Below are 15,004 nucleotides of genomic sequence, written 5' to 3'. Positions count from 1 at the left end.
GTCATAAAAGGAAAAGTGAAAAGCTCCACTTTTCCTTCATCATCAATTCAAGACCTTTTACTTATCTGTTTGTTTGCCTGTTGCGTCTCTTTCTACTTTCATATTAGAGACTGAGATGTAGCCTTGGTCTTTAACGATTTCTTTTTGTACTTCGTCACTCATCAAGTAATCTAAAAATTGTTTTGCTAAACCTTCTGGCTCACCTTTTGTATAAGAGTGCTCGTATGCCCAAATTGTATATTTACCGCTTTCTACATTGCTTTCTTCTGGTTTCACACCATCAATGCTAAGCGGTGTAATTTTGTCATCTGTTAAATAAGAGAATGCTAGGTACCCAATCGCACCTGGTGTTTCTGCAATCAACTTTTTCACTGTATTTGAAGAATCCTCTGTGATTCCTTCTGCAGGTGTCGCGCCGTCAAGTGCATATTTCACAAATGTTGCACGAGTTCCTGATGAGTCAGGTCTGTTCACAAGTGTGATTTTTTGGTCTTTCCCGCCAAGCTCTTTCCAGTTTTTGATTTTACCAGTGAAGATTTTTTTCAATTCGTCCTTTGTGATGTCTTTGACACCAACTTCAGGGTTAACAGCTGCAGCCATTCCAACAACTGCTACTTTGTGGTCTTTTAAAGCTTTTGCGTCGATTCCGTCTTTCTCTTCTGCGAATACATCTGAGTTCCCAATTTGTACAGATCCTTCTGATACTTGAGAAAGTCCTGTTCCTGAACCGCCGGCTTGTACTTGAATATCGGCTTTTGGATGTTTATCCATGAATTTTTCTGCTGCCGCAAGAACTAAAGGCTGCATCGCAGATGATCCTGAGATGGTAATGGAACCTGATGCCTCATCTTTGTTTGAAGCATTTCCTTTACTGTCTTTTGAATCTCCGCTTGAGCTGCTGTTTCCGCATGCTGTGACGAATGCTAACAATGCGATAGTAAGGAAAGTAAGCAGCCATAATTTGTTCTTTTTCATTTCAAGAATACCCCCTGAATAATTTGTCCTACGAGTAATACATTAAAGGTTCTTTATTAATTTCGTTTAAATGGAATGTTAAGGTTTTGTAAATGTCGAAGATTTGTAGAGAAATTGCGGGGTTTTTTATGATTTTTGTCAATTTAAATCGAAAAGTTTGAAGAAAATATAAAAAAACGCCCACAAAAAGTGAGCGTTTTTACCTAGAAAAGGTCTAGTTATTTGTTTCTGCTTCATTTTCAATTTTGTTTTTGTTCTTCGCTTGTGTATCATTGCTTTCCTGTTTTGATTTCAGTTCAAAGTACTTGTCTAATACTTGTTCACCAATATCATTTGTAATCGGATAGCGCTGGTTGTAATCTTGATACACCCAAGGCACGACAACTGAAATCGCTACTTCTGGATTATCAGCAGGCGCATACGCAACAAGTGTTGTGTTATACGTTGGTGTGCCGCGTTTGCTTTTAATCGGACCGTCATAGAATGATTGAGCGGTCCCTGTTTTGCCAGCTGGATTGTATTTTTTGTTGCCAAAGTTCGAATATGCTGTCCCTCTTGGGTTCTGCATCACAAGCTTGAATCCCTGCTGTACGCGTTTGATCTCATCACTTGTCATATCGAGCTTATTCAGTACATCCGGCTTGACGGACTCCGTTACAGCCCCAATGCCTCTTTGCGGATCTGGCTCTCTCACTTCTTTTACGAGCTGAGGACGTAAACGATAGCCGCCATTGGCAATCGTTGAAACGTATTGCGCCATTTGCAGCGGTGTAAACGTGTCATATTGTCCAATCGCATAGTCAAGTAAAAGACCGGATTGTGTAGACGTTCCACGATAGCCAGTTGCTTCGTTTGGCAGGTCAATACCTGTCTCCACTCCAAGACCAAATTTACTAAAATTGTAACGGAACGTATCAAACGCCTTTGTATCAATTGGGAGCGGCTGATTCTTACGATATTCCCCTTTCCCAATTGCAATCGCTGTTTTAAACATATACACGTTTGATGAACGTTCTAGTGCGGTTAAATCATTAATGAGTCCCATATTTTGATAGGATTTTTTCGGCGGTGACTGAGCGATATAGAGCGGTTCATCGTATTGGGTGCTTCCAATATGAAGGACGCCTGTTTTATAACCTGTCAGCACAGTTGCCCCTTTTACTGCTGATCCCATCGCATATGATGATGTCATCGTTCCTAGTGCATAGTCATCAAATTTGTATGTCCCATTCTTATTGGTAATCTGTTTACCCGCAATCGAGAGCACTTCCCCATTTCTCGGGTCCATCATGACAACAAACGCACGATCAAGAAGTTCTGTGCCGCCTCTTTGCTTCGCACTTTTCAAGTTCTTTTCGATGATTTTTTCCACCGCTTTTTGCAGCTGAATATCAATCGTCAGCACAAGGTCTTTCCCGCTCTTTCCTTCTGTTAACACTTTAGAGCTTGTGACATTGCCTTCTTTATCTGTTGTACTTTGTTCTTTTTCTTTTTGACCTTGCAGGACATCTTCATATTGATATTCAAGATAGCTTTTTCCTACACGATCATTTCGGCTGTAGCCGAGTGATAGATAATGTTCAAGCAGTGACGACGGAAGACCTTCATCACTTGAAGACACACTGCCGAGCATACTGCGGAGAAGTCCTTTATAAGGATAGCTGCGTGACCAGTCTGTTGTGACATCTACACCTGGCAACTCGTCCAAATGCTCAGAGACGTAAGCAATTTCACTTGGTTTAACGTCTTCATTTTTTATGAATTGAGGCGTAAGTGCATAGCCTGCATCCATTTGTCTTTTAATCGCAAGCACTTGCAAATCTTTTTTCGTCAGTTGATTTAATTCCTTGTCTGTGATGCGTTTCAGCTGGAGCTCGTATAGTTTATCATCAGAGACCTTATCGTCACCCTTTAAATCGGATTCCTTTTGAACAAGCTTTTTCGCTTCATTCGGATGGGTTAAGATCCAGAAATCTTTTTTATCACGATCTGTGATTTTCTTCGTACTTACGTGAATCATATCCGCTAATTTTGTTGCCACTTTGAGCCGCTCTTCTTGTGAAGTCGTCGAGGTTCTCGTATATGTAATGGCATTTAGCGCTTTATTGCTGACAATCGTGTTATAGTTTCGATCATAAATTTTTCCGCGCGGAGCAGATGAGCTGACATTCACGTCTTCTTGTTTTTCTGCCTGCTTTTTATAATCTTCTCCATTCACAATCTGCACAAAACCGAGTCTGACCACAACACCGGTAAAAATAATGAACGCAGCTAAAAATAATAAATTCAGCCGGATCGGAAGTGTTTTGCGCCCTTCCTTCGCGTCTTTTTTGTTTTTCTTGTTTCTCATCACATCACCTTTTCTATCAAGAAAGAAATGGCACCCCTTTTTGTGTATAAAAGGTGCCATCATCATTTTAGCGGTTTTTCTATCATTTATCTAGAAATTTGATGTTCCATTGGTAAGAAATTTTACCTTTCTCCCTTCATAAGGTTCGTTTGAGAAACAGGCTTTTGACCGTCAGCCTCTTCTATATCAGCTGTTTTCTCTTTTAAATGAATGTCCTTTACAAAATAATAAATAAGGGTGTGCCCCGCTCCGAGTACGACAAGTGAAGCAGGAATCCCAAGCCGATCGCCCAGTAAGGTGACAGATAAAAGAAAAAAGACAATCGAACAAATACGCCCTGCATTTAAAAATAGTTCTCTGACGACAATATATTCAATTCGGGCTTTTCTTGCATATCTGGCATGACCGATGACATCGTAAGTTAAAGAGACATACGGAACAAGCAGAAGCGGGTAGCCGATCGCAATGGCTACTGCGTACATAAGCAGTGATACATAGGACAAGTGAAAGACGATTAAAAATAAAGCGCCGTATAAAATAAGCCCGCCAAACATAATCGCTTTTTTGCGCCATTTTTTCTTAATCAAACGAGTAGCAAAAAAATAGGCAAAAAAGGCAACACCTGAATTGACTAGACCAAATGTGCCTAAAGCAAGCTCACTGTTTGTTGCAATAAACACAAAGACACTGATTAAAAAGACAAACACGCCTTCACGGAGCCCCTGAAAAAAGTGAGCAGTTGTGATCTTACGCCAATTCTCGTCCGCATGGCGCTCTTTCCAAATTTGCTTAATGATAAATTTTCCTTTTGATTGTCTCCTCTTGAGGAAAAAACTCATCACAACCGCTAGTGAAAACAAAAAAAGCGATAAAGTGAAAATCACTGTATAGCCTGTATCATCCGTTAATTGAGAAATCACAATTCCTGCAATGAGCGGCCCGATCATACCGGCTGTAGAGGTAAGCACTCCTAAAAATCCATTAAAGAAATCCCTTGTTTCAGGTTCAGTGATCTCAAAAGTGAGCACGTTAAAGGCAAGCCAGTAAAAACCATAGCCGATTCCAAGCACACTGCCTAATAACACGAGCCGAGCTGCCGCTTGCTCTCCTGCCATGAGAACAATTAAGTAAAAAGCGGCTAAGAAGATGACACCGAAACGAAGGACAAATGCACGATCTATTTTTTTAGCGAGCCGTCCAGCAAATAAAAAGGTAATGGGCTGAAGGACAACAATCGCCAAGTTATAAATCGCAAGGTCTGTAAATCGCCCAGACTGTTTCCATAAATACACGTTCACAAACGTATTCGAAAGCGCAATCGCAAGTGCGTATAATCCGCCAATCGTGAGGAGGAGCAATAAATCTCTTGTGACATCCATGTCCCCGAACATTTTCTTTAATCTGCTCATATCATTCATTCTCCTTTTCTACACAATAGTCTGTCTCATCAAAAGGCAGATATGTAAAAAAAGGAGGGAAAATATAAAAAGACCCGCTCTCAGAGAGAAGCAGGTCTTTTCAAATCAAATCATTTATTTAGCTTCGCTGTAAAGGCGAGCCACTTCATCCCAGTTCACAACATTCCAGAATGCTGAAATGTAATCAGGACGACGGTTTTGGTAGTTTAGGTAGTAAGCATGCTCCCAAACGTCTAGTCCTAGGATTGGTGTTTTTCCTTCAGTTAAAGGAGAATCTTGGTTTGGTGTGCTTGTGATTTCAAGTTTGCCATTGTTCACAACAAGCCATGCCCAACCAGAACCAAAGCGTCCTGCAGCTGCTGCAGCGAAATCAGATTTGAATTTTTCAAATCCGCCTAATTCTTTTTCGATCGCATCTGCAAGTTCACCAGTTGGTGCGCCGCCACCGTTTGGTGAAAGAAGCGTCCAGAATAATGAGTGGTTCGCATGTCCTCCGCCATTGTTACGTACAGCTGTACGAATGTTTTCAGGCACAGAGTTCAAGTTAGCCACTAGCTCTTCAATTGATTGATCTTCAAGAGCTGATACACCTTCGATTGCTTTGTTTAAGTTTGTTACATAAGTGTTATGGTGTTTTGTGTGGTGAATCGTCATTGTTTCCTTGTCGATATGTGGTTCTAATGCATCGTAAGCATATGGTAATTCTGGAAGTTTAAAAGCCATGGTTAAATTCCTCCTTAGAAATGTATGTACTGAAATGCTTCCTTAGTAAGCAAGCAATTCACCCTAATCAAAGAGTATCAAAAGAAACGGCTTGTTTCAACGTTATTGCTCATGATCTGAAACATTTCAGTGTTTATTTTGTATTTAACCCTTCTGAAAGAGTGTTAAACACCGATTTTCCATTTAGCGAAGCACATAAAACAAAAAGATTCCCAGCATCAGTGCTTGAATCAACCCTTTTGCAAATACGCCTGACACAAAACCAATTAATGAGCCAAGCCCCACTTTCACACTTGTCTTCAGATCTTTTTGATGAACGAGCAGCTCTGCGATGACACTGCCGATAAATGGACCAATGATAATTCCAGCAATCGGAATCACAAAAGGACCGGCTAAAAGCCCAATGGTACTTCCCCAAATGGCCGCCCGGCTGCCACCAAAGCGTTTCACTCCAATCAGGTTGGAGACATAATCCGCGGCAAATAACACAGCTGTAAACATAGCTTGAATGAGCCAAAAGGTGAGCGTCAATTTCTCAAAGCTAAAAAAGAGCCCATATAAAATAAACCCAAGAACCATGAAAACCACACTAGGAATGATTGGATAGACAAGTCCCACAAACGCAATGATAAATGCACAGCCGATCAAAATCCAATACAGCACGTCCAATCCGCTGCCGCCTCCTTTTTATATGCTGTATACATTATGCCTCATTCCTTCTATCTTAACCAGCAATGAAGGCCGTACTTGTACTGGATGGATAGACATTGATACAATGTGAGAAATAGAAAAGAATGTAGGAAGTGAATCGGTTGAACGTATTTAGTTTATTGTTAAAAGGAATTTATTCACCAAAAGATATTGCCAGAGCACGTTTTACTGGGATTGGAAAGGCCATTTTATTCATCTTTATCCTTTCGATCATCGCAGCTGTCCCCCAGGGCTATCATATGAGCCAAGAGATTTCAAATGCGATGTCAGGATTTCAGCATGTGATTAAAAAAGATTTACCCGACTTTTCCATTGAAAAAGGAACGCTTCAAGCGGACCAAAGCACGCCGATCGAAAAAGAAGAAAACGGCATCACGATTATCTTTGATCCCGCTGAAAAAATAAAATCAAGTGAGCTTGAATCAAAACAAACAGCCATTGCGTTATTAAAAGAAAAAGCAGTGATTGCCATTGATGGACAAATGACAGATATTCCATACCAGCTGCTTGGCGGAACACTCACAAAAGATGAACTTGCCAGCGTCACAAACCAGAATCAAGCGATCATTATCCCTGTCATTTGTGTCCTGCTGTACCTATCTACTGCTGCTCTCATGTTCATCAGCGCAACATTCCTAGCCATGCTTGGCACATTTATTAAACGAATGCAGCAAAAAGAGCTGTCCTTTCAAATGCTTTGGAAGCTCTCTGCCTATTCACTCACATTAACAACCGTCTTTTTCGCCATCATGAGTGCATTAAACACGCCGGTTGCGAACTCATTTTTATTAAATTGGGTGATTAACTTTATTTTCTTATATCTTGTCGTTAAAGAAATACCTGCAAAAAAATAAGCTCCCTCATTTTGGGGAGCTTTTTTATTTGTTTTGACCCTATGACTCATCTGGATGGATGATCGCAAACATATAGTGATCCTCCCACTTATCATTGATCTTTACTTTTTTACGATGAAGTCCCTCATTTTCAAACCCTGTCTTCTCAAGCACACGAATGGAACCAATGTTAGATGGTTTTACGCCAGCCTCTATGCGGTGAAGGTACAGTTCATAAAAGGCATAATCGATAATCAAACGAATCGCCTCTGTCATATACCCCTTCCCGCCTTGCCTTTCATCGAGCACATATCCAAGCAAAGCCCCTTGAATCGGTCCTCTTTCAACAGAATGGAGTGAAATCGTTCCAATTAATGCATCTGTTTCATTTAAGAAAATACCGTGCATATAGGCTTCATCTTTTGCACGCCTTTGCATACTGCGGTTAATCCGTTCCTTTTGACGAGGTACAGTAAAAAAATCATCCTGAACCAAAGGTGTAAATTGCTGAAAATAGGTGCGATTCTCTCGTTCAAGTGTTAATAGAGCTTCTGCATCACTTTCTGTTAGTGTTCTTACATATATATGCTGACTGATTTTCTTCATATACTCTCCCCCTTTTTTTATTTTATCATAATAAAGAAAGCGCTTCGGCTTATCAAAGATTTTTCCGATTACAAGTCATAATAGAACTCACTAGAACCACCCTTCCCTAGCTTTTTCACTCTTTTTGTTCTATCAACTCAGGGACAAACATACACTGAAGTAAACTCTTAAAAGCGGTGAGTAAAATGCGGCGAATTATTTTTTTACTAGTCAGTTTGTTTGTCCTCTTTATTATCTTTTTTGATTTAAAAAATGGAACGATCCCCGTTCAGGAAGGCCCTGCTGTTCCCGCCAGCGCCCTTCAAACAGCTGAAAAACAGGCATATAAAACTGTCACTGTTAAACAAGGACAAACCGTCGTCTCTATCGTACATACAAGTAAGCCATTAGATGAAGTGATCGAAGACTTTGAAGCACTGAATCAAGGCGTCAAAGCGAACGAAATTCGGGCAGGCAGCACATACAAGTTTCCGGTCTATAAGAGATAAAACGTTAATTCCTTGTCATTCATACGAAGAGACTGTTACAATATGAGATGTAAAACACGTCGTACACTGCAAACGAATTGCATGTACACTAAGGAGCGATTGACAAGTGAGTGAAGTCACACATCGTACAAAAACGCGTCCCGTCAAAGTGGGACCTTTAACTATAGGTGGAAACAATGAAGTCGTCATTCAAAGTATGGCGACAACCAAAACACATGATGTCGAAGCGACAGTAGCTGAAATTAAACGTTTAGAAGAAGCTGGCTGTCAAATCGTGCGTGTCGCATGCCCAGATGAGCGTGCAGCAAATGCGATTGCGGACATTAAAAAACAAATCAACATTCCCCTTGTTGTCGACATTCATTTTGACTACAAGCTTGCACTGAAAGCGATTGAAGCAGGTGCAGACAAAATTCGTATCAACCCAGGAAACATCGGAAGACGAGAAAAAGTCGAAGCTGTTGTGAAAGCGGCAAAAGAAAAAGGCATTCCAATTCGTATTGGGGTAAACGCCGGTTCACTCGAGAAAAAGATTCTTGATAAATACGGCTATCCAACAGCAGATGGTATGGTTGAAAGTGCACTGCATCACATTAAAATTTTAGAAGACCTAGACTTTCATGACATCATTGTCAGTATGAAAGCATCTGATGTAAACCTTGCGATTGAGGCATACGAAAAAGCAGCAAAAGCCTTTGATTATCCTCTTCATCTTGGGATTACAGAATCAGGTACGTTATTTGCAGGTACGGTCAAAAGTGCTGCTGGTCTTGGCGCAATCTTGAATATGGGGATTGGTAACACACTCCGTATTTCATTAAGTGCTGACCCGGTCGAAGAGGTCAAAGTGGCACGTGAATTATTAAAATCATTTGGCCTTGCATCAAATGCAGCAACACTCATCTCTTGTCCAACTTGTGGACGAATTGAAATTGACCTCATTAGCATTGCAAATGAAGTCGAAGAATATATTTCTAAAATTAAAGCACCGATTAAAGTAGCTGTTCTCGGATGTGCTGTAAACGGTCCGGGTGAAGCGCGTGAAGCTGATATCGGCATCGCTGGCGCTAGAGGTGAAGGCCTTTTATTCCGCAAAGGTGAAATCGTTCGGAAAGTGCCAGAAGAAACAATGGTCGAAGAACTGAAAAAAGAAATCGATAAAATCGCTGAAGAACATTATGCAAAAATGGAAGCTGAAAAAGCAAAACAAGCGAACGCATAACAAAGAACGCCTGACATCACTGTCAGGCGTTTTTCTGTTCCTGTCCTGTTAAAAGAACGGGGTGATAAAGATGCCGAGGATGACGGAAACGATTCCGATCCCGATTGACCACGCGCCAAGCGCATGTGCTCCTTTTCTTCTTGCAATATAACCAACGACGATTGCCGCTACCCCTAATAGCACCGGCAAGACAAATAATGAGATAATCGCAATCGCGAGTGCTGTATAGCCTATCCCCTTACTGCCTGAATCGTCACCTACATGGTCACGTTCTCTTCTGTCTTCACGATCTCTTGATGCTTGATATGGCTCTGCAATTTCAGCAGCTGTTTCCTCTAAATAGCCATCATCATTACTAAAGTGTGTGTCGATTTCACGATCATTTCTTCTGAAATCTTCGTCTCTTTCCATGATCAATTCCCCCTTTTGGTTAATAGAAAGGAGCTTTTTTAGTATGAGCAAAAATGTCTGTTTCATGTTTGCTAAAACTTGCTGGAATTGTGAATTGATTATGTTACACTTTAAGAGGATAAATATGAGGAGTGTGGGCATGTTACGTTTAGGAATTGATATCGATGGCACAGTCACGGCGCAGGACACCTTTGTCCCCTACTTAAATGAGTCGTTTCAATGTGACATCACACTAGATGATATGACGGAATATGATTTGACGAAGCTTTTAAAGATTTCAAATGAAGAATTTTGGGGCTGGATGAATGAGTATGAGCCTCTTATTTATAAACAGGCAAAGCCTGCCGAGGGTGCAAAAGAAATCCTCAATCAAATGAAACATCATCATCAATTGATTTATATCACAGCCAGAAGGCAGCATCACTCAGACATCACCTACAAATGGTTTGAGGAGAATCATGTCCATTACGACGATATCGAGCTTGTTGGCGGACATCATAAGGTGGAAGCTGTTCAAAAACATAAGATCGATGTGTTTTTTGAAGATCACCATGGCAATGCCACAATGATTGCAAAAGAAGCTGACATTCCAGTGATTCTGTTTAACTCACCGTATAATCAAATGCCAATTGATGAACGGATCATTCGCGTTAATAACTGGCAAGAAGCATCCCAATGGATCAAACAGTATGAAAAGCGTCTGCAAACTGCTTACTAAAACAGATCAAAAGCCGATACGTTTAATGTATCGGCTTTTTGATTGTACGATGATGTCCTTCTTTTATTAAAAAATGATAAAGTGCACCCTTCATACCTGCCTGATTGAAGTAATAGCACGTTTCCAGTGTCACCTGTATGTTTTTCCATGCATGCAAAGTATGTAAATGTTTCTCAATGTTTGGAATCAAATCGGGCCTTGCACTCACGCCCCCGCCAATGAGGATTTTCTCTGGATTGAGAACTGTTGCCACATTGTAAATGCCAATTGCGATTCGTTTGTACCACTGATCGATCATCTTCTCAATGGCCGGATCATGCTTGGCTTTTTCAAAGATTTCTTGACCGTCGATTTGCTGACTTTGTGGAATTCCTTGCTGCTCTTTGTAGCTTCGTATCAATCCAGCTGTCGAAGCACTGCTGTTGAGTGTGGTAAACTGACCGTTTTCTGTTTCTGTCAGCATCATGCCAAATTCACCGCCGCGAAAAGAGGCACCGCGCACAAGCTCGCCACCAGCAAAAATACCACCGCCGACACCAGTCCCAAGCGTCATACATATAAAGCTGTCACACTCTTTCGCATGACCACTAAATTTTTCAGCCAGAGCTGCACAGTTCGCATCATTTTCTACTTCTACACGAAGTGATGTTTTTTCTTCCAAAAGTGTTTTGACATTTTGGCCATTTAAAGCAATAATCGCTCCTGCAAATTCCGTATAACCCGTTTGACTGTCAACAAACCCCGGAAGACTCATCGCAATCCCTTTGATATCCCAAGTCCTTTGATACTCTTTCACCACGTTCTCCATGTCCTCTAAAAACCGCTTAAGCTGCCGGCAGTTTGTTTCGTAGTCGCCGCTCGTGATCAGCTCACCATTTCGATTCATGACCCCGTGCTTTGTTTTTGTCCCGCCTACATCGAATACGATATAATACGCCACTTTTGACCCCTCCCCCTATTTCTAAAGACTCAAATCTGCTTCTATAGATGATCTGTTGTTCTCATTTTAATGAAACAGCTATCCTTTGTAAAACGTTTTCAACATGACAAAACAAAAAGCCAGCCCATCGGCTGGCTTCTTTCATGAATGAACTTCTTTCGGTTCGCAAGAAGGACACCTTCCGTAAATTTCAAATTTATGTCCGCTAATGTGATAATCCTCTAGATCAGCATCAAGCTTGTCCATAGGGCAAGCGTCAATTTCCTTTGTTTTACCACACGTCAAACAAATAAAGTGATGATGATGGTGGGAAAACGAACATTTAAAACGGAACAGTTTCTCCCCTGATAATTCCGTTGTCTCTAATATCCCAAGATCTTCATATAAAGACAGGTTTCGATAAATCGTATCAAAACTAAGCCCTGGGTAATCTTCACTTAATGCTGTTAATACATTTTTAGCGGTCAAGTATTTATCAGAATCAGAAAACAATTGAAGCATATCTTCACGTTTGCTTGTATATTTATAGCCTTTTTCCTTTAATAAATCAAGCGCTTCTTGTACGTTCATGATGATTCCCCCTTCTGAATTTCCCAATACTAATACACCCGATTAAAATCAAAATAGACAGCATCACAATGGTTCCACCCGGCGCTAAATCAAGATAATAACTTAAAATCAAGCCGACCATGACAGACAATTCCCCAAATAAGATGGAAAGGAAAATCGCCTGTTTAAACCCTTTGGCAATCCGAATACTTGCCGCAACAGGCAGTGTCATGAGTGCCGACACTAGGAGTGTACCGACAATACGCATCGATGCTGCGATGACAAGTGCAACAACTAAAATAAAAATAAAATGAATCCACTTCGCTGAAATACCAGAAGCCTTCGCATGTTCTTCATCAAAAGAAAGCAAAAACAATTCTTTATACAAGAGCACAACCACTAATACAACAACAAGTGAGATCCCAACAATAATCCAAAGATCGAGCCTTGAAACCGCACTGACACTTCCAAACAAATAGCTGAACAAATCTGTATTAAAACCATTTGCAAGTGAAATGAAAATAACAGAGATCCCAATACCACCTGATAAAATAATGGGAATCGCCAGCTCCTGATAATGTTTATACACAGAGCGCAGACGTTCAATAAACAATGAGCCAGCCACAGAAAAAGCCATTCCTAAGTAAAGCGGGCTAACCCCTGTCAAAAGTCCAAATTTTTTATCAAGGAATAAACTTGCCGCTATCCCAGCAAGTGACACGTGACTAAGCGCATCTGCGATGAGAGAGAGCCTTCTCACGACAATAAATACACCAAGTAAGGGCGCAATAAAGCCGATCAGCATCCCTGCGATAAACGCATTTTGTAAAAATTCATAATGAAAAAATGGAAATAGCATTATTCATGTCCCCCATGATGGTGATGATCGTGATAAATCACTTGAATGTCATGCCCGTAAAACTGAGAAAGCGCCTGATCATCCATCGAATCAAACGTTTCCGCATCTCCATGAAAATGAAGTGTCTGATTTAAACAAGCCACATGCGTGACTTTGTCAGAAACGGTTCCTACGTCATGTGTAACGAGAATTAAAGACATTCCTTTTTCTTTGTTCAATGTTTCTAACAGCTGATAAAAGCCCTCTACTGTTCTTTGGTCTACACCCACAGTCGGCTCATCTAAAATGAGCAGCTTCGGCTGACTGACGAGCGCACGGGCAATAAATGTACGCTGCTGCTGACCGCCTGAAAGCTCACCAATGTTTTGGTGTTTTAAGTCTTGTATGCCAACTGAGCGTATGGCCTCATCTACTTGAAGCTTATCTTGCTTAGTCATGCGTTTGAATAAACCAATCTTCGCCGTTAAACCACTTGCCACGACCTCGTATACAGAAGCAGGAAACCCTGTATTAAAGCTATTCGCCTTTTGAGAAACAAATCCAATTTGATCCCAGTCTTTAAATTTTTGAGCAGGTGTGCCAAAGAGCTTCAATTCTCCCTGCTGTGGTTTAATCAAGCCAAGCAGGCATTTTAATAAGGTTGTTTTACCAGATCCATTCGGTCCAACAAGTGCTAGAAAGTTTCCTTCCTCTACTGTTAAATGAATGTGATCGATGACATTTCGCTGTCCATATGAATACGAAATATCCTTCATTTCAATAATTGGCTTTGCCATAAATCTTTCCACCTTTAATCCAATATAAAAAGAATGATTACGATTTATACAACAAAAAGAAAATGGCAAAAGCCATTTTCTTTGTCCATACATACATTTCATTATATAAAAGAAAGATAAAAAAGTAAAATAAAAGCTAATGAATGGCTGTTTTGAATTTACCGCCTTTTGTTTCATGCGTATCCATAATCGTAATAAAGGCTTGACCATCAATTTCAAACACGATAGATTTCAGCTTCGTAATTTCAAGTCTTGTCACGACGGCGTAAATGACATCTTTTTCTTCATCGGTATAGCCGCCTTTTCCTCTAAGTTTGGTGGTTCCCCTGCCGAGACGATGAAGGATCGCATCTGAAATTTCATCATAATAATCCGAAACGATAATGACAGCTTTTGTTTCATCTAGTCCTTGAATGACAGCATCAATTGTTTTCATTGCCAAATAATATGTCATGACAGAATACATAGCTTGCTCCGGTCCGAAGACAAAGCCCGCCCAAATAAAAATGAACACATTGACGATCATGACAAACTCACCGACGGAGAAAGGAATTTTTTTCGTCAGAAGAATTCCTAAGATTTCCGTTCCGTCCATTGAGCCTCCATTCCGTATCACAAGCCCAACGCCAAACCCGAGTAACAGCCCCCCAAATACAGTAGCTAAAATCGGCTGCGTCGTAAATGCCTCTACATGATGAAGTGAAGATTCAATCACGGCCAAGCTGACAATCCCAATCACAGTGGAAACCAAAAAGGTTTTCCCAATATGTTTGTATCCTGATATCATAAATGGAATATTTAAAATGACAACAATCGTCGCGAAATTAATGAATGGGTTATCCGTAAAAAGATAATCCAAAATAAGCGAAATACCGATGATGCCTCCATCAATAATATTGTTTGGCACTAAAAATAATTCAATGCTGACTGCTGCACATGCAGCTCCTACTAGAATCAGAAAAATTCTCAAAATAAAATGAGGCACTGATTCCTTTTTATGCTGTTTACTATTTGCCATACGTTCTCCCTTCTACACATGTTTAGTTTTCAATGAACATTTTATTCACTTTACTATTTTATCATTTCACAGAGTAAAATAAAATTTTTTGCACATTTTCCGTTTTCGCCCATACATTGATACAGAGGGGAGGAATGGAATTGATTTTAATTCAAAAAATTGTGTTACAGCGTCTGAATCAGATCACAGCAAATGATTTGTTAAGGTATGCGAAACAGTATGGGGTCAGCTTAACATCCAATCAGGCTGCTGAGGTCGCCAAACTCATGAATGGGAAAAACGTCAATATTTTTAATGATGCAGAGCGCAACCGGCTGCTTAAGCAAGTGGAAGCGATTACGTCTAAACAGACAGCACAGACCGTCAATGATCTGTTTAATCAATTCACAAATTAGGCAAAAAAGGGC

General features: G+C 40.5%; 17 protein-coding genes. 5 read left to right on the top strand and 12 right to left on the bottom strand.

Annotated features, from left to right (window positions below):
- Window positions 1-57: 57 nt before the first annotated feature.
- From KFQ09_RS17320 to KFQ09_RS17300, 5 genes are all read right to left on the bottom strand, one after another.
- Window positions 58-975 (bottom strand): phosphate ABC transporter substrate-binding protein, encoded by a 918-nt coding sequence (locus tag KFQ09_RS17320; protein ID WP_017367609.1) that lies wholly within the window; start codon window positions 973-975, stop codon window positions 58-60.
- A 214-nt stretch (window positions 976-1,189) separates the two neighbouring features.
- The gene (locus tag KFQ09_RS17315; protein WP_304941607.1) at window positions 1,190-3,325 is read right to left on the bottom strand and encodes a peptidoglycan D,D-transpeptidase FtsI family protein; all 2,136 of its coding nucleotides are present in this window, start codon (window positions 3,323-3,325) and stop codon (window positions 1,190-1,192) included.
- A 122-nt stretch (window positions 3,326-3,447) separates the two neighbouring features.
- Window positions 3,448-4,734, bottom strand: coding sequence for an MFS transporter (locus KFQ09_RS17310; protein WP_008342348.1), 1,287 nt, complete (start codon window positions 4,732-4,734; stop codon window positions 3,448-3,450).
- A 123-nt stretch (window positions 4,735-4,857) separates the two neighbouring features.
- On the bottom strand, window positions 4,858-5,466 hold the full coding sequence (sodA, locus tag KFQ09_RS17305) for a superoxide dismutase SodA (RefSeq protein WP_007501264.1): 609 nt from the start codon (window positions 5,464-5,466) through the stop codon (window positions 4,858-4,860).
- Between the two features lie 183 nt (window positions 5,467-5,649).
- Window positions 5,650-6,135: a DUF456 domain-containing protein gene (locus tag KFQ09_RS17300; protein WP_007501265.1), complete on the bottom strand. Its 486-nt coding sequence runs from the start codon at window positions 6,133-6,135 to the stop codon at window positions 5,650-5,652.
- A gap of 143 nt (window positions 6,136-6,278) precedes the next feature.
- On the opposite strand from KFQ09_RS17300, the gene KFQ09_RS17295 reads away from it, so the two are divergent.
- Window positions 6,279-7,031, top strand: coding sequence for a DUF1189 domain-containing protein (locus KFQ09_RS17295; RefSeq protein ID WP_007501266.1), 753 nt, complete (start codon window positions 6,279-6,281; stop codon window positions 7,029-7,031).
- Between the two features lie 39 nt (window positions 7,032-7,070).
- Here the strand turns inward: KFQ09_RS17295 and KFQ09_RS17290 are convergent, their stop codons facing one another.
- Window positions 7,071-7,616, bottom strand: coding sequence for a GNAT family N-acetyltransferase (locus KFQ09_RS17290; RefSeq protein ID WP_007501267.1), 546 nt, complete (start codon window positions 7,614-7,616; stop codon window positions 7,071-7,073).
- Window positions 7,617-7,801: 185 nt separating this feature from the next.
- Here KFQ09_RS17290 and KFQ09_RS17285 point away from each other — a divergent pair, with 185 nt between their 5' ends.
- Both KFQ09_RS17285 and ispG read left to right on the top strand, forming a co-directional pair.
- Complete coding sequence (locus tag KFQ09_RS17285) at window positions 7,802-8,104, top strand: hypothetical protein (protein WP_079919855.1); 303 nt, start codon at window positions 7,802-7,804, stop codon at window positions 8,102-8,104.
- A gap of 106 nt (window positions 8,105-8,210) precedes the next feature.
- Window positions 8,211-9,326, top strand: a complete 1,116-nt coding sequence (ispG, locus tag KFQ09_RS17280; RefSeq protein WP_008342357.1) for a flavodoxin-dependent (E)-4-hydroxy-3-methylbut-2-enyl-diphosphate synthase — start codon at window positions 8,211-8,213, stop codon at window positions 9,324-9,326.
- Window positions 9,327-9,374: 48 nt separating this feature from the next.
- On the opposite strand, the gene KFQ09_RS17275 is transcribed toward ispG, so the two are convergent.
- Window positions 9,375-9,737 (bottom strand): DUF308 domain-containing protein, encoded by a 363-nt coding sequence (locus KFQ09_RS17275; protein WP_008342359.1) that lies wholly within the window; start codon window positions 9,735-9,737, stop codon window positions 9,375-9,377.
- A 139-nt stretch (window positions 9,738-9,876) separates the two neighbouring features.
- On the opposite strand from KFQ09_RS17275, the gene KFQ09_RS17270 reads away from it, so the two are divergent.
- Window positions 9,877-10,455: a 5' nucleotidase, NT5C type gene (locus KFQ09_RS17270; protein ID WP_008342361.1), complete on the top strand. Its 579-nt coding sequence runs from the start codon at window positions 9,877-9,879 to the stop codon at window positions 10,453-10,455.
- 22 nt (window positions 10,456-10,477) lie between these two features.
- Here KFQ09_RS17270 and KFQ09_RS17265 read toward each other — a convergent pair whose 3' ends face one another.
- The 5 genes from KFQ09_RS17265 to KFQ09_RS17245 all read right to left on the bottom strand — a co-directional run bounded on the left by KFQ09_RS17265 (window position 10,478) and on the right by KFQ09_RS17245 (window position 14,597).
- Window positions 10,478-11,395 (bottom strand): ROK family protein, encoded by a 918-nt coding sequence (locus KFQ09_RS17265; protein ID WP_255835842.1) that lies wholly within the window; start codon window positions 11,393-11,395, stop codon window positions 10,478-10,480.
- A 141-nt stretch (window positions 11,396-11,536) separates the two neighbouring features.
- A complete protein-coding gene (locus tag KFQ09_RS17260) occupies window positions 11,537-11,965 on the bottom strand; it encodes a zinc uptake transcriptional repressor Zur (protein ID WP_116307152.1) in 429 nt (142 codons plus the stop codon).
- Window positions 11,943-12,803, bottom strand: a complete 861-nt coding sequence (locus KFQ09_RS17255) for a metal ABC transporter permease (RefSeq protein WP_007501274.1) — start codon at window positions 12,801-12,803, stop codon at window positions 11,943-11,945. Before KFQ09_RS17255 ends, KFQ09_RS17260 begins: the two co-directional genes overlap by 23 nt.
- Window positions 12,803-13,579, bottom strand: a complete 777-nt coding sequence (locus KFQ09_RS17250) for a metal ABC transporter ATP-binding protein (protein WP_116307154.1) — start codon at window positions 13,577-13,579, stop codon at window positions 12,803-12,805. Before KFQ09_RS17250 ends, KFQ09_RS17255 begins: the two co-directional genes overlap by 1 nt.
- A gap of 136 nt (window positions 13,580-13,715) precedes the next feature.
- Entirely contained in the window at window positions 13,716-14,597 is an 882-nt protein-coding gene (locus KFQ09_RS17245) for a YitT family protein (protein ID WP_017367617.1), read from the bottom strand.
- A 140-nt stretch (window positions 14,598-14,737) separates the two neighbouring features.
- Here KFQ09_RS17245 and KFQ09_RS17240 point away from each other — a divergent pair, with 140 nt between their 5' ends.
- Window positions 14,738-14,992, top strand: a complete 255-nt coding sequence (locus tag KFQ09_RS17240) for a DUF2624 domain-containing protein (RefSeq protein ID WP_008342377.1) — start codon at window positions 14,738-14,740, stop codon at window positions 14,990-14,992.
- Window positions 14,993-15,004: the final 12 nt, after the last annotated feature.

It is taken from the genome of Bacillus sp. FS02 (genome assembly GCF_024398395.1).
GTDB classification, from domain to species: Bacteria; Bacillota; Bacilli; order Bacillales; family Bacillaceae; genus Bacillus; species Bacillus altitudinis.
The sequence above is the reverse complement of the archived record's forward strand: the minus strand, read 5'-3'. Positions and strand labels throughout refer to the sequence as shown.

What these genes read in the sequence shown, in the direction of transcription:
- KFQ09_RS17320 (WP_017367609.1), bottom strand. Translation starts at nt 975, where the DNA reads ATGAAAAAGAACAAATTATGGCTGCTTACTTTCCTTACTATCGCATTG.
- KFQ09_RS17315 (WP_304941607.1), bottom strand. Translation starts at nt 3,325, where the DNA reads ATGAGAAACAAGAAAAACAAAAAAGACGCGAAGGAAGGGCGCAAAACA.
- KFQ09_RS17310 (WP_008342348.1), bottom strand. Translation starts at nt 4,734, where the DNA reads ATGAGCAGATTAAAGAAAATGTTCGGGGACATGGATGTCACAAGAGAT.
- sodA (WP_007501264.1), bottom strand. Translation starts at nt 5,466, where the DNA reads ATGGCTTTTAAACTTCCAGAATTACCATATGCTTACGATGCATTAGAA.
- KFQ09_RS17290 (WP_007501267.1), bottom strand. Translation starts at nt 7,616, where the DNA reads ATGAAGAAAATCAGTCAGCATATATATGTAAGAACACTAACAGAAAGT.
- KFQ09_RS17285 (WP_079919855.1), top strand. Translation starts at nt 7,802, where the DNA reads ATGCGGCGAATTATTTTTTTACTAGTCAGTTTGTTTGTCCTCTTTATT.
- KFQ09_RS17275 (WP_008342359.1), bottom strand. Translation starts at nt 9,737, where the DNA reads ATGGAAAGAGACGAAGATTTCAGAAGAAATGATCGTGAAATCGACACA.
- KFQ09_RS17270 (WP_008342361.1), top strand. Translation starts at nt 9,877, where the DNA reads ATGTTACGTTTAGGAATTGATATCGATGGCACAGTCACGGCGCAGGAC.
- KFQ09_RS17260 (WP_116307152.1), bottom strand. Translation starts at nt 11,965, where the DNA reads ATGAACGTACAAGAAGCGCTTGATTTATTAAAGGAAAAAGGCTATAAA.
- KFQ09_RS17255 (WP_007501274.1), bottom strand. Translation starts at nt 12,803, where the DNA reads ATGCTATTTCCATTTTTTCATTATGAATTTTTACAAAATGCGTTTATC.
- KFQ09_RS17250 (WP_116307154.1), bottom strand. Translation starts at nt 13,579, where the DNA reads ATGGCAAAGCCAATTATTGAAATGAAGGATATTTCGTATTCATATGGA.
- KFQ09_RS17245 (WP_017367617.1), bottom strand. Translation starts at nt 14,597, where the DNA reads ATGGCAAATAGTAAACAGCATAAAAAGGAATCAGTGCCTCATTTTATT.